This window comes from Streptomyces sp. NPDC041713, assembly GCF_055591085.1.
Genome location: NZ_JBVIZY010000018.1, coordinates 88,905 through 108,226 on the forward strand (window position 1 = coordinate 88,905; position 19,322 = coordinate 108,226).

Below are 19,322 nucleotides of genomic sequence, written 5' to 3' on the forward strand. Positions count from 1 at the left end.
CCCATGCCGGACACCGTCAGTGCTCTCGGGGCGCCCGCCGAGCGCAGGGAAGGTCCCGACAAGGTGACCGGGACCGCCCGCTACGCCGCCGAGCACTCGCCCGAGGGGTGCGCCTACGCCTGGCCGGTGCCGGCCACGGTGGCCTGCGGTGAGGTCACGGCCCTCGACGACACGGCGGCCCTGGCACTGCCCGGCGTCGTCGGCGTACTGAGCCATCTGAACGCGCCGCGCCTGGCCGAGCCGGACGACGCCACCCTCGCGGTGCTGCAGGACGCGCACGTCCCGCACCGCGGCTGGTACGTCGCGCTCGTCGTCGCCGACAGCCTGGAGGCCGCGCGCGAGGGCGCCGCGGCGGTCCGGGTCAGCTATGCCGAAAAGGCGCACGACGTCACCCTGCGCACCGACCACCCGGCCGCCTATGTGCCGGAGGACTCCGACGGCACGTCGGGAGAGCACGTACGGGGCGACGCCGAGGCCGCGTTCGAGGCGGCGCCGGTGCGCGTCGACGTCGACTACCGGGTGCCGCCGCTGCACAACCACCCCATGGAGCCGCACGCGGCGACCGCACGCTGGCAGGACGGGCACCTGACCGTGCACGACTCCAGCCAGGGCGCCACCACCGTCCGCGACGTCCTGGCCGGCCTGTTCGAGCTGCCCAAGGAGCAGATCACGGTCGTCTCCGAACACGTCGGCGGCGGCTTCGGCTCCAAGGGCACGCCACGGCCGCACGTGGTGCTCGCCGCGATGGCCGCCCGGGTCACCGGCAGGCCGGTGAAGCTCACGCTGCCCAGGCGGCAGATGACGGCCGTCGTCGGGCACCGCTCCCCCACGCTGCACCGGATGCGGCTGGCCGCCGAGGAGGACGGCACGCTCACCTCCGTCATCCACGAGGTGACCGCGCACACCTCGCGTCTCAAGGAGTTCATGGAGACGGGCGCCGCCGCGACACGCGTCATGTACCCCTCCGCGCACGGCCGCACGACCCACCGCATGGTGCCGCTCGACGTCCCGAGCCCGTCATGGATGCGGGCTCCGGGCGAGGCCCCCGGCATGTACGCGCTGGAGTCGGCGATGGACGAGCTGGCCGACGCGGTCGGCGTCGACCCCGTCGAACTGCGGCTGCGCAACGACACCGACAAGGAACCCGACAGCGGCCGGCCGTTCAGCAGCCGCCATCTCGCCGAGTGTCTGCGCGAGGGAGCCCACCGCTTCGGCTGGTCCGGGCGCGATCCGCGTCCGCGCTCCCGGTCCGAGGGTCCCCTCCTGGTGGGCAGCGGGGTCGCCGCGGCGACGTATCCGTTCAACGCCTCGCCGTCCCGGGCCGCCGCCCACGCCTACCCGGACGGCAGCTACGTGGTCCGGATCAACGCCACGGACATCGGCACGGGCGCCCGCACGGTGCTCGCCCAGGTCGCAGCGGACGCGCTCGGCGTCCCCGTGGAGCGGGTGCGCACCGAGATCGGCAGCAGCGACCTGCCCGCGGCACCGCTGGCCGGCGGTTCCATGGGCACCGCCTCCTGGGGCTGGGCCGTGCACGAGGCGTGCGCACGGCTGGCCGAGCGGCTCTCCGGACAACACGGCCAGCAGCTTCCCCCCGAGGGCGTCGGCGCCTCCGCGGACACGGCGGGCACCGCCGACGCCGACAGCGACTACGCCCGGCACGCGTTCGGTGCCCACTTCGCCGAGGTCACCGTCGACCGGGTGACGGGCGAGGTACGGGTGCGCCGCCTCCTCGGCGTCTACGCCGCGGGCCGCATCCTCAACGCCCGTACGGCCCGCTCCCAGTTCATCGGCGGCATGACGATGGGCCTGGGAATGGCGCTGACCGAGGGCAGCACGATGGACGCCGCGTTCGGTGACTTCACGGAGTCCGACCTGGCCTCGTACCACGTTCCGGCCCACGCCGACGTGCCGGAGATCGAGGCGCACTGGATCGACGAGGACGATCCCCACCTCAACCCCATGGGCAGCAAGGGCATCGGTGAGATCGGCATCGTCGGGACGGCCGCGGCCATCGGGAACGCGGTGCACCACGCGATCGGCGTACGGCTGCGCGAACTGCCGCTCACGCCGGACCGCGTCCTTTCGGTGCTGGAGAGCGGCGACTGAGACGAGGACGCGGCACGCCTCTGGGCTCAGGACCTGGCCCTGCTCCGCCGCGTCCACGCCGTGAGTTCTTCCGCCGACCAGGTGGTCACCACGCGCTCGGCGGGCACCGCGCACTCCTCGGCCCGCGCGCAGCCGATGATCTGCCAGTCCAGCTGGCCGGGCGCGTGCGCGTCGGTGTCCACGGAGAACAGCACACCGGCGTCCACGGCCCGGCGCAGCAACCGCCGTGGCGGGTCGAGCCGTTCGGGGCGGCTGTTGATCTCCACCGCCGTCTCCGCGGCCGCGCACGCGGCGAACACCTCGTCGGCGTCGAACTGCGACTCCGGTCTGCCGCGTCCGGCGACGATGCGCCCCGTGCAGTGCCCGAGGATGTCGGCCCGGGGGTCGCTGACCGCGGTGACCATGCGGCGCGTCATCGCCGCCGCGTCCATGCGCAGCTTGGAGTGCACGGACACGACCACCACGTCCAACCGGTCGAGCAGCTCCGGCTCCTGGTCGAGCGAGCCGTCGTCGAGGATGTCGCACTCGATGCCGGTGAGCAGCCGGAAGGGCGCCCAGCGTTCGTTGAGCGCGGCCACCACGTCCAGTTGCTCACGCAGCCGTTCCGGTGACAGGCCGCGGGCGATGGTCAGCCGCGGCGAGTGGTCGGTGAGCACGGCCCACTCGTGCCCGATCTCCTGTGCCGCCCGGCCCATCTCCTCGATGGGGCTGCCGCCGTCCGACCAGTCGGAGTGCAGATGGCAATCGCCGCGCAGCAGCGCCCTCAGCTCGGCGCCGCCCTCGGCGATCGGATCGCGGGCCTCGCCCTCGAGCCGCTCCAGGTAGCCCGGCACCTCACCGGCCAGCGCCTCGCGCACCACGCCCGCGGTCTTGGGGCCGATCCCCTTGAGCGACTCCAGCGAGCCGTCGGCGGCGCGACGCGCGGTCTCGCCCTCGGCCAGCCCGGCGACCACCGCGGCCGCGGTACGGAAGGCGCGCACCCGGTAGGTGGGTGCGCGGCCCCGCTCCAGCAGAAAGGCGATCCGCTCCAACGCCTCCACGGGCTCCATCGACACCTCCGGCGCGCTCACGTGCGGTGTGGCCCTTCCAGCGTCGCCCAGGTGCGGGCGAGCGGCACGACGAGCGGAGGACGGCAGCGGCGGCTAGCGCCGGTGCGGGACCGTGGCGAGGGTGGGAGGGGTCAGGCGGCCAGGTCGGGCGTGTCGACGTGCACGGCCCTGCCCAGTTGGGCCATGGCGGCCTCGACGGCTGCCTCCACGCTGCGGGTGCCGGTGGTGACGCACAGCGTGTACGAGACGTCGTCGAGGTCACGACGGACCTCGGCGGAGTCCTCCGTCAGGCGCCGGGCGCGCAACGTCGAGTAGGTGTTCAGCAGAGCGTCCAGAATCGCCGGGTGGGGCCTGAGCACGCCGCACTCCTTCCACGATGTGAAATTCCAATGGGTTTCTCCTCTGTACCCCCGCTTTCATGCCGTACTCATCCATAAAGTCCGTTGTCGTGCCGGCCGACCCCTGCCGTCTTCGCAGCCCCTCCCCTACGGGCGGTTACTCCCTCTGCTGCGGACCGGAGGCGGAGCGTGCGGCGGGCGCCCAGGATGAGGCCATGGCGAACACCACGACGCGGACCGGACCGCAGCGCACCGACGGCCTCGACGCCGTCACCACTCGCTGGGCCGCCCGCGACATCTCCTCGACCCACGGCCGCCTGCGCGACGCCCTGATCTCCTGGCGGACGTCCCTGCCCCCGGCCTTCCACGCCCCCGGCACGGGCCCGGCCGGCGAGCACGTACGGCTCGTGATCGCCCCTGCCGCGCCCGGCGCCCCCGAGGACTCCCTGCTCCTCCACCTCAGCCCCGACGAGGTGGAGCTGCTCGTCGCACGGCTGTCCGACGAGTCGCCCTGAGCGGATCGCGTCATGGGCAAAACCCCGATCACGGGGTATCCGGCTCGTCGAGACCCCGGATTCGAGACCGACCGGGCCGCAGCGCCGCCCCCGCGCGCCCCGGCCCAGGAAAGGCAGACCCCATGTCCCCGACGAAGGACGTCGTCGAGTTGATCCTCCGGGACCACCGCACGATGGAGGACCTCTTCCGCGACATGCGCAGCGTGGAGGCCGACCGGGCCGCCGCGCTCAATGAGTTCGCCGACCTGCTCATCGCGCACGCCCTGGCCGAGGAGGCGAAGGTGTACCCGGCACTGCGCCGGTACAAGAACATCGACGACGAAGAGGTCGAGCACGGCGAGGAGGAGCACGAGGAGGGCAACAAGGCACTCCTCGAACTGCTCGAGGTCGAGGACATCGGCTCGGACGAGTGGGACGAGAAGCTGGAGCAGCTCGTCGAGGCCATCGCCCACCACACGGACGAGGAAGAGCGCACCATCCTCAACGACGCCCGCGAGAACGTCGCCATGGAGCGGCGCGAGGAACTCGGCACCGCCTTCCTGGAGGAGCGCGAGAAGCAGCTCGCCGCGCACCGCGGGAACGCCGAAGACATCCGCCGCATCCTCGGCAAGGAGTGAGCGCGGACGCGACGTCGAAGAGAACGCGGACGTAACGTCCGACAGAACCCGCACGCCCCTGTGTCTCAACGAGTGGCAGCAGGCCGCCCGTCGAGGCGCAGGGGCGTGAGCTGCTCGATGTCGTAGCGGGCCCGCAGGTCCGCGATGGCGGCATGGTCGGGGGCGCCACCGCAGTCGAGGAGGGCGAGAAGCTCCTCGAAGTAGCGCTCGTGGTCGGGCGGCGGCGAGGCCTGGAAGAACATCTTCGCCGGCTTGTCACCCCGATTGGCGAAGGCGTGGGGGCAGCCGGGAGGCACGACGATGACGGTGCCGGGCGTGGCCCGTACGCTGCGACGGCCGGAGGTCGACTCCCAGTGCTGCCAGCCGTCGGGCGTGCGTACCTTCGGTTCGAAGGCGAGTACGTCGAGTTCGCCCTCCAGGAGGTAGAAGAGCTCCTCGCTGCGCCGGTGCACATGGGCTCCGACGTCGAAGCCGGGCGGCACCACCACCTCGAAGCTCGACGCCACCTGCGAGTGCGCACCCGTGACCTTGAAAGTCACCTGCTGTGCCGGGGTGCGCAGGGTGCGCCCGTGGCCGGTCGGCACCAGGAGGCCGTCCGCGGTCCGGACGTGGTCCGAGGTCACCAGGTCACCGGGAGGGCTTCGGGGCCACGGATCAGGGCGCCGGGCCGCCAGCGCAGCTCCTCCACCGGGACGGCGAACCGCAGTCCGGGGAAACGGTCGACGACGGCGTTGATCAGGAGCTCGGTCTCCAGTCTGGCCAGCATCGCGCCGACACAGAAGTGCGGCCCGTGCCCGAAGGCCACGTGGGGGTTGGGGCTGCGGTCGAAGTCCAGACGGTCGGGGTCGGGGAAGACCTCGGGATCGCGGTTGGCGGCGAGGTAGGAGACGTAGACGGCGTCGCCCGCGGCGATGCGGACGCCGTTCAGGATCGTGTCCTCGGTGGCGATGCGGGACAGGCCCACCGAGTTGCGGTGGGGGATGTAGCGCAGGAGCTCCTCGATGGCGCGCGGGCGCAGTTCGGGTTCGGCGCGCAGCCTGGCCAGATGCTCGGGGTGGGTGAGCAGCAGGTACACCATGTTGCCGCAATTGTTGGTGACCGCTTCGCCGCCGATCTGGATGAGCAGGGCGAGGCCCACGGCCTCCGCCTCCGTGACCTCGCCGCGGTCCACCGCGGCCGCGAGGAGGCCGACGACGTCCTCTCCCCCGCTGCCGCCGCGCCGTCGGATCTGCTCCCGGAAGTAGCCGGACATCGCCTTCTTGGCCTGCTCGCTGCGGTCCGCTCCGTTGGCGGAGGACAGGATCAGCGCCGTCCACTCGTGCATCCGCGGCTGGTCGGCGGCCGCGACCCCCATGAGTTCGCAGATGACGGCCAGCGGGAAGGGCGCAAGCAGTCCCGCGGTGAGGTCGGCGGGCGGGCCCTCGCGCAGCAGGACGTCGACGCGTTCGTCGAGCATGTGCTGGGCGCGCTCCCGCAGGCGTTCCACACCGCGGCCCGTGAACGCCGGCGCCACGGCACGGCGCATCCGGGTGTGGTTCGGGGGGTCCTGCATCCCCACGGCTTCCTTGCTCGGGATGAAGTGCGGGGCGAGCCGGGTCACGTCTCGCTCCAGGACCGCCTCACGGCTGAACCGGGCGTCGTTGGTCACCGCGCGGACGTCGTCGTAGCGGGAGACCATCCAGGCCCAGCCCTGACCGTGGGGCAGCCGGATGCGCGTGAGAGGGCCCTCGCGCATCAGGTCCGCGAGGACGGGGTCGAAGTCCACCCCGGTCAGCTCCGCGGCCGGCCAGTACCGGATCGGCGGAAGCTCGGTCGTGGTGGTGGTCTCACTGGTCACTGGGCGTCTCCCGTGGGGGCGTGGGGCGAGCGGTGGTCCAGTGGCCCAACGACATCTCCGCGGTGATGCCCGGGCCGAAGCCGGCGAGCAGCCCTCGGCCCAGCTCCGGGGCGCCGCCGTCGTCGAAGAGCCGGCGCAGCGCGTCGAGGACGACGGCGCTGGCGATGTTGCCGTACTCGGTGAGCGTGGCACGGCTGTAGCGGAAGGCTTCGGGAGGTACGCCGAGGAAGGTGCTGAGGTCGTCCAGGATGCGCGGACCGCCGGCGTGGATGACGTAGAAGTCGAGGTCGGACGCGCGCCAGCCGTGTTCCTTGGTCAGCGCCTCCAGGACCGGTGCGAGCGCCTCCATGGTGCCGGGCACCCGCTTGTCCAGCTGGAAGTGGAATCCGGTCGCCCGTACGTTGTAGGCGATCCAGTCCTCGGTGCCGGGGACCAGGTAGGAGCCGTTGCGCTCCAGGGCGATGCCCTCGCCGCCCTGCCCCCGGACCACGGCGGCGGCGATGCCGTCCCCGAACAGGCCGTTGCACAGCAGGTTGCCGACGGTCAGATCCGTGGGCTGGTAACAGAGGGAGCAGAACTCGCAGGCCACGATGAGCGCGTTGGCCTCCGGGTAGGCCTGACAGAAGTCGTGGGCACGGTTGACGGCCGCCCCGCCTGCGGCGCAGCCCAGCTGGGCTATGGGTATCTGACGGGCCTCGCTCTTGAAGCCCATGGTGTTGATCAGCCAGGCCGTGAGGGACGGCATCATGAACCCGGTGCAGGAGACGTAGATGATGACGTCGATGTCCGCGGGCCGCAGACGGGCGTCGGCGAGGGCCTCGAGGATGACGGCGGGCACCCGGGCCTTGGCCTCGCTTTCGTAGAGCGCGTTGCGTGCTTCGAGTCCGGGGTGGCGCAGGGTCTCCTCGATCGGCTGGAGGAGGTGGCGCTTGGCCACGCCGGTGTTCTCGATCAGCCGCAGGGCGAGCGGGAGTTGCGGGTGGTCGGCGTGGAGTGTGCGCGCCAGGTCGAGCGTCTGCTCCATGGTGATCACATGCTCGGGCACGGACACTGCAGGTCGGCACAGAGTCGCCATGGGGAGCCCTTCTGTCACACAGCGGAGACGAAGCCGTTTTCCCACCATCCCCTGAGGGGGGTGCCGCCCCCAGATCAATTGGTCCGATCGGGTGTCCGTGGCCGAGCCGACGCGGCGGACCTCTCGGCACCGGGCCGTCCCGCCGGGGAGGGCCCGGCCGGCTCTTCGGTACGTCGTACGAGGGCATGGGCGGCCCGCGCAGCGGATGCCTCGCGGCCGCCGACCGCACAAGATGTGGGGACCAGCGATCGGCTCTGGGGTCGGAGGTCCTTCGATGACGTTGGCGGACGGCTCAGCCACCGCGGTCCAGCCCCTAGATGCGGAACCACCCGGGCAAGTGGCCGACGGCGGGCGGGAGATGGTTCACCGGGTCGCCGAGCTCGACGGCGCGCGCGACCGGGTGGACCAGCTGTTGGACGAGGGATCCTTCGTCGAGACGCATCCCCTGCGACGGCACCAGGACCCTCGGTGCGCGAGTGTGGCGGACCCCGAGTACGCCGACGCCGTCGTCACCGGGTGGGGGACGGTGGAGGGACGCACCACCTTCGTGTACGCGCTCGATTCCCGGGGCACGGGGAGCGGGCTCGGCGAGACGCACGCGGAGAAGATCCACAAGGTGATGGACCTCGCCGAGCGTGCGGGGGCGCCCTTGGTGAGTCTCTGCGAGGGCGCCGGGGCTCACCCCCTGGAAGGGGCGACCTCACTGGCCCGGTACGGCGGCATCCTGTGCCGCGCCGCCCGCGCTTCCGGGGTCGTCCCGCAGATCAGTGTGGTGCTCGGACCGTGCGAGGGCGCCGCCGCGTACGCCCCGCTGCTCGGCGACTTCGTCTTCGTGGTGCGGGGCACGGCCGCGGCTGCGGGCGGCGCCGGGCTCCCGGAGGCCGACGCGCGGACGGCTAGCTTCCTCTACGACGACGAGGAGAGCTGCCTGGCCGGTGTGCGCCGCCTGCTGTCGTTCCTGCCCGCGAACAACCGTGAACTTCCGCCGCTCGACGCGTCCGACGATCCCGTGAGCCAGAGCACCGCTTCTGTCAGCCGGAGCAGGAGCCGCAGCGAGAGGCTGCGTGAGATCGTCCCTCAGGAGCCCGGACGGCCGTACGACATCCACGACGTGATCGGCGAAATCGTGGACGATGGCGCGTACATGGAGGTCCACGAGGGCTGGGGCAGCGGTTTCGTCTGCGCGTTCGCGCGGCTGGGTGACGAGGCTGTCGGTGTCGTCGCGGACCAACCCCGTTCCGAGCGCGGTGCGCCGGACGCGGAGGGGCTAAGGAAGGCGGCCAGGTTCGTGACGATCTGCGACGCGTTCAACATCCCTCTGGTCACCCTGGTGGACGCGCCCGACTTCGTCGTCGGCAGCCGGCGGGAGGCGAGCGAGCTCATTCGGCACGGCGCGGGCCTGCTCTACGCCTACGGCAATGCCACCGTGCCCCGGATCTCCGTCGTCCTGCGCAAGGCGCACGGGGCCGCCTACCTGATGCGGGACTCCCGTGCCATGGGTACGGATCTGGCGCTCGCCTGGCCCACCAACGAGATCGCGGTGACGGACGCCGAGACGGCCGTGGACGTGGCGTTCCGGCGGGACCTCGCGGAGTCCGACGATCCACCGATCACGCGTGAGCGGCTGGTCAAGCAGTACACCGCCCGGTTTCTGCATCCCTACTACGGGGCCGAGCACGGCCTCGTGGACGACGTGATCGACCCCGCCGCGACCAGGGGCGTCCTGATCGAGGTCCTGGCGACGTTGCGGCCCAAGCAGGAGGATCCGCCCTCGCGCAAGCACGGAAATCCGCCGCTGTGACAGATCGACTCCCCGTAGATCTGGAGATCCACGGCGGACAGCCCAGCAGCGACGAACTGGCGGCTCTCGCCGCGGTGTTGGCGACGCGGCTGCGACGGCGCGCGGCCGCGCCGCGCGAGGAGGCGACAGGACCTCGCCGGGCGAGCTGGGACCACTCGGGGTGGGCGGCCCGTCGCCACCCGACCGGGTCGTGGCGGTCCACTCCCGCGTCCCGGTACCGCCACCCTCCGCCCTAGGGCGAGCAGAGGCGACCACCACGACAACTCTGGCCGCCACCGCGCTCCTTGCGGCGCCGGCCCTGACGGCGATCACGGCCTACCCGTCAAGGCGGGCGGCGCCGGCTCCGCAGCCGATTCCGTACCGGCGTGCGGGCACTCCGAGAGGCCGGTTGAGGAGGGCGGGCGTGGGCGTCGGTCACCGTCTGGAGCACTCCCCCGCGACAACGCGCCGGATGGCGCCCGATCGTTGAGCCATGGCAGAAGACACCACCACCCTCGCCGAGCCGACCCCTCCCCCGGTCCGGGAGTGGCCCGACGCCGGTGTGCCGGGCACCGAGTTCGACCCGGTCCTCGCGGAGCTCATGGCCGAAGGGCCGCTGACGCGGATCCGGCTTCCGCACGGCGAGGAGGAGTGGGCGTGGCTCGCGACCCGGTACGACGACGTGAAGATGATCACGAACGATCCGCGGTTCAGCCGCAGGGCGGCCTCCGTACGCCAGTTCACCCGGCTCGCCCCGCACTTCGCCCCGCGCCCCGGAGCGCTGGCCTGGGCCGATCAGCCCGATCACAACCGGCTGCGGCGCGCCGCCTCCGCCGCGTACACCGTGGGCGCGGTCAAGCGGCTGCGCCCCCGCGCCGCGGCGATCCTCGATGAACTCGTCGATGCCATGGCGAAGGACGGCCCTCCGGCCGACCTGATCGAGCGGGTCCTCGAGCCGTTCCCGATCTCCGTCGTCTGCGAGGTGATGGGAGTTCCCTCCGACGAGCGACGCAAGGTGCACGAGTGGACACGGGAGATCATCTCCACCGCGGGCGGCGCCGAGGCGTCCGAGCGTGCCAAGAAGGGCCTGTTCGGCTGGATCGCGCAGGCCATCCGCGACCGGCGGGACGGGGACGACGTGCTGTCGCGGCTCGGTGCGGCGGTGCGCGACGGCGAGCTCGCCGAGGAAGAGGCGATCAGTGTCGCGGGCCCCCTGCAGATCGGCGGCGAGGCGCTGACCAACAACAGCGGCCAGATGTTCTACCTGCTGATGACCCGGCCCGACCTGATGGACCGGGTGCGTGACGACCCCGCGTCCCGCCCCGCCGCCATCGACGAACTCCTGCGCCACATCCCCCACCGCACCGCCGTGGGCCTGCCGCGCATCGCCCTGGAGGACGTCGAGATCGGCGGCATCCGGGTACGCGCGGGGGATCCCGTCTACGTGTCCTACCTGGCCGCCAACCGCGACCCGGCCGTCTTCACCGACCCCGACCGGATCGACGTCGACCGGGACGCCGGCGCGCACATGGCGTTCGGAAACGGGTCGCACTACTGCACGGCCGCCGTCCTGTGCCGTATGCAACTCGAGTTGCTGCTCGACGCTGTACTGGACCGCTTCCCCGGCCTGCGCCTCACCGTGCCCGCCGACGAGGTTCCCTTCCGGCAGCGCACGATGATCCGCGGCCCCCTCTCCCTGCCGGTCACTTGGCGACCGTGACCGTGACCACGTCGGCGTCCGAGTCCGCGAGGGGGAAGAGGCGGAATCAGCCGCGCCGGGGGTGACCGAGCCCGCGGTCGGTCCGGCGGAAGCGGGTGGGGGAGCCGGGCCGGGACCGTTCTCGGCGCGCCCGCCGTACGAGGTCGGCCGCTGCCTGTGGCCAGGTGCCGTGGTCGAAGGTGAACCCGGCGTCCATCAGCCGCCCGGGCACCACCCGCCGGCTCTTGAGGAGGAGTTCGGTGTCGGAGCGGAGCACGAAGGCGCCGACTTCGGCCATCCACCTCGTCGCGGGCAGCCCGACCGGCATGCCGCACGCTCCGCGCAGCGCGCGCATGAACTCCCGGTGCGGCAGCGGCCCGGGAGCGGCGAGATTGACCGGCCCATCGATCTCCTCCCGCTCGATCAGGAACTCCACGGCGCGGACGAAGTCCCGGTCATGGATCCAGGACACGTACTGCGCGCCTCCCGCGACCGGACCGCCGAGGCCGAGCCGTGCCAGCCACAGCAGGTAGTCGAAGACGCCGCCGCGGTCGGGGCTCATGACCATCGCCGACCGCAGGGCCACCTTGCGGGTGTCCGGCGTCGCGGCACGCTCCTGCTCCCGCTCCCAGTTCCGCGCGATGTCGACGCTGTAGGACCAGTAGCCGGGGAGGCCGGGCTCGTCTCCGCCGATCGCGCCGGTGGCCTCGTCGTTCGGCGCGTCGAAGCGGTGGGCGTAGATGGTGGCGGTGCTCATCTGGAGCCAGACCCGGGGCGGCTTGCGGGCGGCGGCGATCGCCTCACCCACGACGCGCGCGGAGTCCACACGCGAGTCCATCATGGCGCGGAGGTTCTCTTCGGTGTAGCGGCAGCTGACGCTGCGCCCCGCAAGGTTGATCACGACGTCACTGCCGTCAACCGCTTCCGCCCATGGGCCCAAAGCGCGGCCGTCCCAAGGAAGTTCGCCGTCCCGGCGGGGGCGTCGGGTCAGGACCACGACCTCGTGGCCCGCAGCGGTCAGTGCTCGACGCAACACGCCGCCCACCTGACCGGTCCCTCCTGGCAGCACGATCTTCACTGGGGCCTCCCGTGACGCGACGCCTGACCTCGTACGGCGAGCCTACGACGCGCCCGTTCGTGCGCGGACGCCGCACCCGGGCTTGGTTTGGCCGGACATGGGTCGAAGCGAGGCCCGGCGCGGAGGGCGGAGCCACGTACTGAGATCCTGGCCCGGTGATCGGGATCAAGTGGCGTATCAGCAGAAATATCGGAGCGCGGCGGTCCGTGCGGGTGGGTCTGGGCGGCGTCCTGCTCCTCGCACTCGTCGCCGGCTGCTCAGCCGGCGGCTCCGGCCGTTCCGGGCATCCCGAGCGCGGTACCGCCGCGCGGGGCGAGGTCCGGCAGCCGCCCGTCGACGCACGCTTCGACTACCAGTTGGGCGGCGCCTACCCACCCCCGGCCAAGGTCCGCGCCGTCTCGCGCGACCGCGCCGCCGAGCCCGCCGCGGGCCGCTACAACATCTGTTACGTCAACGCCTTCCAGGCCCAGCCCGGCAAGAAGGCGGCGCGCTGGTGGCAGCGCGAGCACCCCCGTCTGCTGCTCCGCGACGACGAGGGGCGGACGGTCGTCGACGAGGACTGGCAGGAGCCCCTGCTCGACATCTCCACGGCGAAGAAGCGCGCGGCGCTCGCCGAGATCGTCGGCAAGTGGATCGACGGCTGCGCCACGGCGGGCTACGACGCGGTGGAGCCCGACAACCTCGACTCCTACGAGCGCTCCGACGGCCTGCTCACCCCCGACGACGCGGCCGCCTTCGCCCGGCTGCTCGCCCGGCGCGCCCACGGCCAGGGCCTGGCCGTCGCGCAGAAGAACACCACCGACCTCCTGGACCGGCGCGAACACATCGGCTTCGATTTCGCCGTGACCGAGGAGTGCGCCCACTACAAGGAGTGCCCCGACTTCGCGTCCGCGTACGACGGGAAGGTCTTCGACATCGAGTACGTGGCCAAGGACTTCGACGCCGCGTGCCGCACCTGGGGCAAGAAGCTCTCGATCACGTTGCGCGACCGCGACGTCCGGCCCGCCGGCGAGAACGGCTACGTGTACCGCCACTGCTGAGCGATCCGGGCTGCCGACCGATCCGGGGTGCTGACCGATCCGGGCTGCCGGTGAAGGCGGCCGGGGTCAGCTCTCCGCCGCTCGGCCCGTCGGCGCGCCCGGCACCCCCGCCCCCACGAGCGCGGCCAACTCCTCCGCCGTGCGCGGCCCGTCGCCCGCCCCGGCCGGCAGGCCGTGCGCCCGCAGCAGCTCGCCGACGGCGATGCCCCACGGCAGGTGCAGCCCGGCCTGCGCCAGCAGGTCCCGCCGGCCCAGCGTCTCGGTGACCGGCCCGGTCCGCACCCCGGTGGGGGTCAGCAGCGCCGCGTCGTCGGCCCAGCGCAGGGCCAGATCGACGTCGTGCGTTGCCATCACCACGGTGGTCCCGGCGTCCCGCAGTTGCCGCAGGGTGACGAGGAGGCGTTCCTGGCCGTCGGGGTCCAGTCCCGCGGTCGGCTCGTCGAGGACGAGGACGCGGGGCCGCATCGCCACGGCGCCGGCGATGGCGGTCCGCTTCCGCTGGCCGTAGGAGAGCAGATGGGTGGGCCGATCGGCGAGGGCGACGATGTCGAGCGCCGCGAGCGCCTCGGCCACCCGGGCCCTGACCTCGGCGTCGGGCAGGCCGAGGTTGAGCGGCCCGAACGACACGTCCTGCTCGACCGAGGCGGCGAAGAGCTGGTCGTCCGGGTCCTGCACGACCAGCTGGACGGTGGTGCGCAGCCGGGTCAGGCCCTTGCGGTCGTACGTCACGGGTACGCCGTCGACCGTCAACCCGCCCGTGGCGGGGCGCAGTCCACCGCTGAGCAGGCGCATGAGGGTCGTCTTGCCGCTGCCGTTGCGGCCGAGCAGCGCCAGGGCGCGGCCCTCGACGACGTCGAAGTCCAGTCCGCTGAGCACGGTGGGCCCGTCCTCGTACGCGTAGGACGCGCCGCGCAGAGCGACCAGGGGCTCCCCCGGCCCGCCGCGGGCGCCCGGCTCGCGAAGAGCCCTCGGCTCGGTCATGGCAGGAACCTTTCCAGTACGAAGGTGAGGGCCACCAGGCCCGCGAGGAGGACGCCTGCGGCCGCCACGAAGGGCCGGGAGATCCGGGCTTCGGGGACGAGAACCCGCAGCGTGCCGTCGTAGCCGCGTCCGGCGAGCCCGGCCTGCAGCCGGCCGGCCCGGTCGAAGGCCCGCACGAACGCGGTGGCGCCGAGCGAGGCGAGGGAGCGCCAGGTGGCGGCGCGGGTGGTGTGGCCGAGCCGGGCGGCCTGCGCCTGCCGGATCCGGCTCATGGAATCCAGGAGCAGGAAGCTCATCCGGTACGTGACGAGTGCCACGTCCACGACCGGTGCGGGCACACCTGCCTTCACCAGCCGGGGCAGCAGGTCCGACATCGGTGTGGTGAACGCGAACAGCAGCACGCCGAGCGAGGCCGCGGAGGTCCGCAGGAGCAGTCCGCCCGCGCGCGCCGGGCCTCCGTCGGCGAGCGTCACGAAGCCCTCGGGGCCGCCCAGTTGGACGAGCAGCGTGAGGGCGCCGGTGACGCAGAAGCCGAGCGGCACGCGGTAGGCGCGCCACAGTTTGCGGGGCGGCACGCCCGCAGGTCCGAGCAGCAGGACGAGCGCCGCGGCCAGCACCAGCGCGGCGCCCGGCCAGGGCGGCAGCGAGATGGCGAGGACCGTGAGGCCGAGCCCGAGCACGGCCTTGTCCACGGGGTGCCGGCGGCGCCAGCGACTGCTGTGCGCCGCCGCGTCGATGGGCAGCACGCCGGGTCAGGCCTGCCCGGTCCCGGACCGGCTGCCCTCCGCGGCGACCGGAGCGTCGGACGCACCGGCCGGCACGCCGGTGGGCCGCTCCGCGTCCGCCTCCTGCGCCAGCGCCTGCTCCGCGCCCTGGCGGCGCCCCTTGCGCAGTCCGAAGTAGTACGCGAGGACACCGCCGCCCAGGGCCGCCTGCAGGGCGAAGAGCGCCGACTCGATCTCCCCCGAGGGGGGTTCGTACAGCGGTGAGAACCACGGCTTGTAGTCCGGCTTGATCTCGGTGATCGCGGTCTCGGCCTGCGCGTCGGCGCCGGCGAACGGCTCCTTCTCGTCGTCGCCGAGCCCGAGGGCCACGGGCAGCACCGCGAGCGCGGCGACCACCACGAGCAGCAGGATGTTGATTTTCGCGTTCCGGCTCATCGGGCGCTGGCCCCCGTCTCCGTCTTGGTCGTGGTCGTCGTCACGTCCGGCGTGCTCTTGCGCTGCAGCAGCACGCCGAGCCGGGTCAGCTCGCCCCTGCTGGACTGCACGAGCAGCCGCATCACCAGGACGGTGAGCAGCCCCTCGCTGATCGCCAGCGGGATCTGCGTGACGGCGAAGATGCCGCCGAACTTGCCGAGGGCCCCGAGGAACCCGCTGCTGGGGTCGGGGAAGGCGAGCGCCAGCTGGACGCTGGTGACGCAGTACGTGGACAGGTCGGCGACGAACGCCCCGAAGAACACGGCGACCATGAGCGGGACGTCGAACCGCTTGAGGAGCCGGTAGACCGCGTATCCGGCCCAGGGGCCGACGATCGCCATCGAGAAGACGTTGGCGCCCAGGGTGGTGAGCCCGCCGTGGGCGAGCAGCAGGGCCTGGAAGAGCAGGGTGATGGTGCCCAGCACCGTCATGATGGGCGGCCGGAACAGGATGGCTCCGAGCCCGGTTCCCGTCGGATGCGAGCAACTGCCCGTGACGGACGGGATCTTCAGCGCGGACAGGACGAACGTGAAGGCCCCGGAGGCGCCGAGGAGCAGGGTGCTCTCCGGGTGTTCCTTGACCTCACGGGTCAGGGAGCGGACTCCGTGGACGACGAACGGCGCGGACGCTACGCCCCAGGCGATCGCGTGCGCCGGTGGGAGGAAACCCTCGGCTATGTGCATGGCTCGGCAGACCCTCTCCAGCACCTCGTGGATGGACAACGCGCCTTGGCCGGTCTCCTGGCTGACGGGTCGTACCGACCGGACTCCGCCTTCCCGGGTGCGTGAGCACCCAGTGGCTGCCGCGAGGGCTGGAGCCGGACTTCCCGATCACAGTGGCGAGGGCCGCACCGGCATCACACCGGATTTCCCGTTCACCAAGGCGTGGCGACATTAGTGCGCAACTGATCTGCTGACAACTTGCGCACCGGTTGCGGCGGTGGCACACGGAGCGCGTGTACCACCGCGTACGCCCCTGCTCAGAGGTCGTGCGGAGCGTGCGTCAGCGCAGCCACTGGTCCTGGTCGGCGGGCCGGTACAGGGTGAGGGCCTTGGGGAGCTTGTCGAGGACGAGCCGCTGGTACGTGGTGTCCGTAACCTCACCGTCGTAGGCGAGGTGCGGGTCCCCCTCCACGACCTCCAGCTCCAGCCTGCGCACCTGGGCGGTCGTCAGGACACGGGAGTTGTGCAGGGTTCCGGTGAGGACGGCGAGGAGCAGCCGGGTGCGGGCCAGCGGAGTGCCGGCCTCCACGGCGCGGACGTCGAGGAGTCCGTCGTCGAGCTGGGTGCGGTAGGTCGGGGCGAAGCCGGCCGGGTGGTAGATGCCGTTGCCCGCGAAGAGCAGCCAGATGCGGCGCGGCCGACCGTTGATGACCACGGAGAGCGGGGTGCCCGTCGCCAGGACCTTGGCGAGGCCGATGACGAGCGCGGGCCATTTGCCGATGCGCTTCTCGAGCCGCTCCCGGGCGTGGACCAGGTCCGAGTAGACGCCGATGCTGAACGTGTTGAGGAAGAGCTGCTGTTCGCCGCGGGCGTCGATCTCCGCGGTGGGCGCGTCCGGTACGTCTCCGGTGGCGGCGCCGGGCTGCTGGTAGGCGGAGGCGCGTCCCACGTCGGAGGTGACGGCGTCGCCGGACCCGATGGCGCGGGTGACGTCTTCGAGCGTCACGTTGCCGAGGTCCACGGCGAAGTGGTTGAAGGTGCCGCCGGGGAAGACGGCGAGGGGCACTTGGTGCCGTGCCGCCGTGACGCTGCCCGCGTTGACGGTGCCGTCGCCGCCGCACACCCCCAGCGCCCCGCCGTCCGCGACGGCGCGCTGCGCGGCCGCGTCGAGCAGGGCCACCAGGTCGTCACCGGGTTCGAAGACGGTGATCGATGCTTCGGGGAGCAGGGTGCGCAGCGTGTCGGCCGCGTCCCTGCTCCAGGCGACGCCGGAGGACGGGTTGACGACCACGTGCAGGCCCTGGCCGTCCTTGAGCGCGGGGGCCGGCCGGCGCGGCGGGGCTGCGGCCGCCGCGGCCGCGGGCTTCACGGGCCACCAGCGGCAGGTGAGCAACGCGGCCCCGACGCCGATGAGAGCGCCGGCGGCGGAGCGGCCCCGGTGGTCCAGGCCCTTCTGGCCGCGTGCGTAGGCGAGACCGGCCGCGAACGGCAGGACGGCCAGGCCGTGCCGGGGTGACTCCATGACGACGGCCGAGGCGAAGGCGGTCGCCGCGGCTATGGGGCTGGCGGGCAGCGAGGCGGTGCGGGGGCGGGGGAACAGCGCGGGCAGTCCGTCCAGGACGGGCCGGGCGCTGCGGGCCGCGGGCTTGGCCAGCGCATGGTTCACAGCTGTGACGATCGCCACCGATCCGAGTCCGCGCAGGGCCGCCCGGCGAGCGCTCCGGTCCCCCGAGAGCCCCAGGGCCGTGGCGGCGCCCAGCCATACGGCGTCGTGCTCGACCGCCGTCCGGAGCGCCCGTTTCACGGCGCTGCCGCGGGCCGGGCCCACCAGGTCGAGGGCGGCGGCCAGCCGTTTGCCCGGCCCCGGGCCCGGCACCTTCCACCGCTGAACAGATCGCTTCATTCGCTCGCCACACCTCTGCATTTGTAAAGAATCCGCAGCACGCGGCCGGAACGGACCACAACGAAGTCTCAGCCTACCCGCGTCGAATGCGCCCACTCCGCCTGGTCCGCCCACTCCGCCTGGTCCGTCGGCAAGGAACCGCGGAGCCACGCGGGGCTGCCCCGGAAAGAGTGACGCGGCGCGGGTGGATGGCCCCAGCCGCGATTGGGGCCGGGGCGCCGGGAGGTAGGTCTGCGGCTGCCACCAGGGCGGCCACGGGGCGGCCCGGCCGGCATCGCCACGAAGGGAGACGCCTCAATGGCAGCAAGGAAAGTCCGGGAGGCCCGTCGCACCCGGCTCGCTCCGCGCGTGCTCGCGCTCGTCGCCACGGCGGTGTTCACCGTGGGCGCCTCCGCCTACGCGAGCGCCCCCGCCCCCGCACACGAGGACTCCCCCGCGCCCCGGAGCCCGTCGCCCTTCACCGGGCTCACCGCCCGTCAGGGCCAGGTCGTCGCGGTCAAGTTCGACAACGCCCGGGCCGCCCGCCCGCACACCGGTCTCGACCGGGCGGACATCGTCTACGTGGAGAAGGTCGAGGGCGGGATGAGCCGCCTCATGGGCGTCTACTCCAGCACGGTGCCGTCGGCGGTCGGGCCGGTGCGCAGCGCCCGTGAGTCCGACGTCGAGCTGCTGCGCCAGTTCGGCCGGCCGGTCCTCGCCTACTCCGGGGTGCGCACCGCGCTGCGGAAGAAGCTCAGGGGCGCGCCGCTGTACGCCCGTCCCCAGGGCCGCTTCCCCGGCGCCTACTTCCGCCAGAACGGCCGGCCCGCCCCGCACGACCTCTTCCTCCGCCCGCAGGCGCTGCTGCGCTCGGTGCCGCGGACCGAGCCGCCGGCCGACATCGGGTTCCGCTTCGGCCCCGCGCCGGCGGGCGGCACGCCCACGCGGGACAGGAGCGTCCGGTACGCCGCCGCCAGCCACTCCTTCCGCTGGTCGTCCGGGCAGCACCGCTGGCTCGTGTCGTTCGACGGGGCGCCGGCCCGCAGCACGTCGGGGACGCGGCTCGGCGCCCCCACGATCGTCATCCAGTACGTGACCATGCGGGCGTCGCGGTTCAAGGACTTCAAGGGCGCGGTGACGCCGTACATCGAGACCATCGGGAGCGGCCGGGCGCTGGTGCTGCGCGACGGCAGGAGGTACGCGACGCGCTGGAGCCGCCCCACGGCCGCGGCGGGCACCACGTTCACCCGCGCGGGCGGTGCGCGGATGCCCTTCGCGCCGGGCCAGGTGTGGGTGGTCTACGCGGACCGCGGCTGACGCGGGCTGCGGCCCCGGCGCCTGGAAAAAGGACCGGGCGGGGGGGGGGGGGAGCCCCCCCCCCCGGGGGGTTTTCCCCCCCCCCCCCCCTCGGGAACGGGTGTTGTTCCTCCGTCGCCCCAAAACAGACCCCCCTCCCTCCCC

19 protein-coding genes and 1 riboswitch are annotated in these 19,322 nt (G+C 72.8%); of the genes, 8 read left to right on the forward strand and 11 right to left on the reverse strand.

All coding sequences use genetic code 11. The annotated features are described in order from the left end of the window. The first annotated feature begins 3 nt into the window (after positions 1 to 3). Positions 4 to 2,109, forward strand: a complete 2,106-nt coding sequence (locus tag ACZ6CV_RS34765) for a xanthine dehydrogenase family protein molybdopterin-binding subunit (RefSeq protein ID WP_469255554.1) — start codon at positions 4 to 6, stop codon at positions 2,107 to 2,109. A 26-nt stretch (positions 2,110 to 2,135) separates the two neighbouring features. Here the strand turns inward: ACZ6CV_RS34765 and ACZ6CV_RS34770 are convergent, their stop codons facing one another. Both ACZ6CV_RS34770 and ACZ6CV_RS34775 read right to left on the reverse strand, forming a co-directional pair. Then, positions 2,136 to 3,158 carry a PHP domain-containing protein gene (locus tag ACZ6CV_RS34770; protein ID WP_469255598.1) on the reverse strand — a complete coding sequence of 341 codons (1,023 nt, stop codon included), beginning with the start codon at positions 3,156 to 3,158 and terminating at the stop codon, positions 2,136 to 2,138. Between the two features lie 131 nt (positions 3,159 to 3,289). Further along, positions 3,290 to 3,517, reverse strand: coding sequence for a DUF5133 domain-containing protein (locus tag ACZ6CV_RS34775; protein WP_469255555.1), 228 nt, complete (start codon positions 3,515 to 3,517; stop codon positions 3,290 to 3,292). Positions 3,518 to 3,711: 194 nt separating this feature from the next. On the opposite strand from ACZ6CV_RS34775, the gene ACZ6CV_RS34780 reads away from it, so the two are divergent. Continuing rightward, positions 3,712 to 4,011 carry a hypothetical protein gene (locus ACZ6CV_RS34780; protein WP_469255557.1) on the forward strand — a complete coding sequence of 100 codons (300 nt, stop codon included), beginning with the start codon at positions 3,712 to 3,714 and terminating at the stop codon, positions 4,009 to 4,011. A gap of 122 nt (positions 4,012 to 4,133) precedes the next feature. Beyond that, positions 4,134 to 4,628 carry a hemerythrin domain-containing protein gene (locus ACZ6CV_RS34785; RefSeq protein ID WP_359330734.1) on the forward strand — a complete coding sequence of 165 codons (495 nt, stop codon included), beginning with the start codon at positions 4,134 to 4,136 and terminating at the stop codon, positions 4,626 to 4,628. A 65-nt stretch (positions 4,629 to 4,693) separates the two neighbouring features. Here ACZ6CV_RS34785 and ACZ6CV_RS34790 read toward each other — a convergent pair whose 3' ends face one another. Genes ACZ6CV_RS34790 through ACZ6CV_RS34800 form a run of 3 tightly spaced genes read right to left on the reverse strand, consistent with a single transcriptional unit; the run spans position 4,694 to position 7,540 of the window. Then, on the reverse strand, positions 4,694 to 5,251 hold the full coding sequence (locus tag ACZ6CV_RS34790) for a cupin domain-containing protein (RefSeq protein ID WP_469255558.1): 558 nt from the start codon (positions 5,249 to 5,251) through the stop codon (positions 4,694 to 4,696). Next, positions 5,248 to 6,465 carry a cytochrome P450 gene (locus tag ACZ6CV_RS34795; protein ID WP_469255560.1) on the reverse strand — a complete coding sequence of 406 codons (1,218 nt, stop codon included), beginning with the start codon at positions 6,463 to 6,465 and terminating at the stop codon, positions 5,248 to 5,250. Before ACZ6CV_RS34795 ends, ACZ6CV_RS34790 begins: the two co-directional genes overlap by 4 nt. Next, positions 6,455 to 7,540 (reverse strand): type III polyketide synthase, encoded by a 1,086-nt coding sequence (locus ACZ6CV_RS34800; RefSeq protein ID WP_469255562.1) that lies wholly within the window; start codon positions 7,538 to 7,540, stop codon positions 6,455 to 6,457. The genes ACZ6CV_RS34795 and ACZ6CV_RS34800 overlap by 11 nt, the downstream gene beginning before the upstream one ends. A 274-nt stretch (positions 7,541 to 7,814) precedes the next feature. Between ACZ6CV_RS34800 and ACZ6CV_RS34805 the strand changes: the two genes are divergently transcribed. The 3 genes from ACZ6CV_RS34805 (at position 7,815) to ACZ6CV_RS34815 (ending at position 11,040) form a co-directional block, all read left to right on the forward strand. Next, positions 7,815 to 9,341 (forward strand): acyl-CoA carboxylase subunit beta, encoded by a 1,527-nt coding sequence (locus tag ACZ6CV_RS34805; RefSeq protein WP_469255568.1) that lies wholly within the window; start codon positions 7,815 to 7,817, stop codon positions 9,339 to 9,341. Then, positions 9,338 to 9,577 carry an acyl-CoA carboxylase epsilon subunit gene (locus ACZ6CV_RS34810; protein WP_469255570.1) on the forward strand — a complete coding sequence of 80 codons (240 nt, stop codon included), beginning with the start codon at positions 9,338 to 9,340 and terminating at the stop codon, positions 9,575 to 9,577. The genes ACZ6CV_RS34805 and ACZ6CV_RS34810 overlap by 4 nt, the downstream gene beginning before the upstream one ends. 236 nt (positions 9,578 to 9,813) lie before the next feature. Continuing rightward, on the forward strand, positions 9,814 to 11,040 hold the full coding sequence (locus tag ACZ6CV_RS34815) for a cytochrome P450 (RefSeq protein ID WP_469255572.1): 1,227 nt from the start codon (positions 9,814 to 9,816) through the stop codon (positions 11,038 to 11,040). Positions 11,041 to 11,086: 46 nt separating this feature from the next. Here ACZ6CV_RS34815 and ACZ6CV_RS34820 read toward each other — a convergent pair whose 3' ends face one another. After that, positions 11,087 to 12,097, reverse strand: coding sequence for a TIGR01777 family oxidoreductase (locus ACZ6CV_RS34820; protein WP_469255574.1), 1,011 nt, complete (start codon positions 12,095 to 12,097; stop codon positions 11,087 to 11,089). A 164-nt stretch (positions 12,098 to 12,261) separates the two neighbouring features. Between ACZ6CV_RS34820 and ACZ6CV_RS34825 the strand changes: the two genes are divergently transcribed. Then, positions 12,262 to 13,137, forward strand: coding sequence for an endo alpha-1,4 polygalactosaminidase (locus tag ACZ6CV_RS34825; protein ID WP_469255599.1), 876 nt, complete (start codon positions 12,262 to 12,264; stop codon positions 13,135 to 13,137). Positions 13,138 to 13,203: 66 nt separating this feature from the next. Here ACZ6CV_RS34825 and ACZ6CV_RS34830 read toward each other — a convergent pair whose 3' ends face one another. The 5 genes from ACZ6CV_RS34830 to ACZ6CV_RS34850 form a co-directional block, all read right to left on the reverse strand. Further along, positions 13,204 to 14,118 (reverse strand): energy-coupling factor ABC transporter ATP-binding protein, encoded by a 915-nt coding sequence (locus ACZ6CV_RS34830; RefSeq protein WP_469255576.1) that lies wholly within the window; start codon positions 14,116 to 14,118, stop codon positions 13,204 to 13,206. Then, positions 14,115 to 14,864 carry a cobalt ECF transporter T component CbiQ gene (gene cbiQ / locus ACZ6CV_RS34835; protein WP_469255577.1) on the reverse strand — a complete coding sequence of 250 codons (750 nt, stop codon included), beginning with the start codon at positions 14,862 to 14,864 and terminating at the stop codon, positions 14,115 to 14,117. Before cbiQ ends, ACZ6CV_RS34830 begins: the two co-directional genes overlap by 4 nt. A 6-nt stretch (positions 14,865 to 14,870) precedes the next feature. Beyond that, positions 14,871 to 15,278: an energy-coupling factor ABC transporter substrate-binding protein gene (locus ACZ6CV_RS34840; RefSeq protein ID WP_469255579.1), complete on the reverse strand. Its 408-nt coding sequence runs from the start codon at positions 15,276 to 15,278 to the stop codon at positions 14,871 to 14,873. Next, positions 15,275 to 16,000: an energy-coupling factor ABC transporter permease gene (locus tag ACZ6CV_RS34845; RefSeq protein ID WP_469255581.1), complete on the reverse strand. Its 726-nt coding sequence runs from the start codon at positions 15,998 to 16,000 to the stop codon at positions 15,275 to 15,277. Before ACZ6CV_RS34845 ends, ACZ6CV_RS34840 begins: the two co-directional genes overlap by 4 nt. A 30-nt stretch (positions 16,001 to 16,030) precedes the next feature. Then, positions 16,031 to 16,214, reverse strand: a riboswitch (cobalamin riboswitch). A 105-nt stretch (positions 16,215 to 16,319) separates the two neighbouring features. Beyond that, complete coding sequence (locus ACZ6CV_RS34850; RefSeq protein WP_469255582.1) at positions 16,320 to 17,882, reverse strand: diacylglycerol/lipid kinase family protein; 1,563 nt, start codon at positions 17,880 to 17,882, stop codon at positions 16,320 to 16,322. Between the two features lie 297 nt (positions 17,883 to 18,179). Here ACZ6CV_RS34850 and ACZ6CV_RS34855 point away from each other — a divergent pair, with 297 nt between their 5' ends. Beyond that, positions 18,180 to 19,178 carry a DUF3048 domain-containing protein gene (locus tag ACZ6CV_RS34855; RefSeq protein ID WP_469255584.1) on the forward strand — a complete coding sequence of 333 codons (999 nt, stop codon included), beginning with the start codon at positions 18,180 to 18,182 and terminating at the stop codon, positions 19,176 to 19,178. Positions 19,179 to 19,322 lie beyond the last annotated feature (144 nt).

Excerpts from the sequence above, each read along its gene's own strand:
- ACZ6CV_RS34765 (WP_469255554.1), top strand. The coding sequence starts at position 4 with ATGCCGGACACCGTCAGTGCTCTCGGGGCGCCCGCCGAGCGCAGGGAA.
- ACZ6CV_RS34770 (WP_469255598.1), bottom strand. The coding sequence starts at position 3,158 with ATGGAGCCCGTGGAGGCGTTGGAGCGGATCGCCTTTCTGCTGGAGCGG.
- ACZ6CV_RS34780 (WP_469255557.1), top strand. The coding sequence starts at position 3,712 with ATGGCGAACACCACGACGCGGACCGGACCGCAGCGCACCGACGGCCTC.
- ACZ6CV_RS34785 (WP_359330734.1), top strand. The coding sequence starts at position 4,134 with ATGTCCCCGACGAAGGACGTCGTCGAGTTGATCCTCCGGGACCACCGC.
- ACZ6CV_RS34800 (WP_469255562.1), bottom strand. The coding sequence starts at position 7,540 with ATGGCGACTCTGTGCCGACCTGCAGTGTCCGTGCCCGAGCATGTGATC.
- ACZ6CV_RS34805 (WP_469255568.1), top strand. The coding sequence starts at position 7,815 with ATGACGTTGGCGGACGGCTCAGCCACCGCGGTCCAGCCCCTAGATGCG.
- ACZ6CV_RS34815 (WP_469255572.1), top strand. The coding sequence starts at position 9,814 with ATGGCAGAAGACACCACCACCCTCGCCGAGCCGACCCCTCCCCCGGTC.
- ACZ6CV_RS34830 (WP_469255576.1), bottom strand. The coding sequence starts at position 14,118 with ATGACCGAGCCGAGGGCTCTTCGCGAGCCGGGCGCCCGCGGCGGGCCG.
- ACZ6CV_RS34840 (WP_469255579.1), bottom strand. The coding sequence starts at position 15,278 with ATGAGCCGGAACGCGAAAATCAACATCCTGCTGCTCGTGGTGGTCGCC.
- ACZ6CV_RS34845 (WP_469255581.1), bottom strand. The coding sequence starts at position 16,000 with ATGCACATAGCCGAGGGTTTCCTCCCACCGGCGCACGCGATCGCCTGG.
- ACZ6CV_RS34850 (WP_469255582.1), bottom strand. The coding sequence starts at position 17,882 with ATGAAGCGATCTGTTCAGCGGTGGAAGGTGCCGGGCCCGGGGCCGGGC.
- ACZ6CV_RS34855 (WP_469255584.1), top strand. The coding sequence starts at position 18,180 with ATGGCAGCAAGGAAAGTCCGGGAGGCCCGTCGCACCCGGCTCGCTCCG.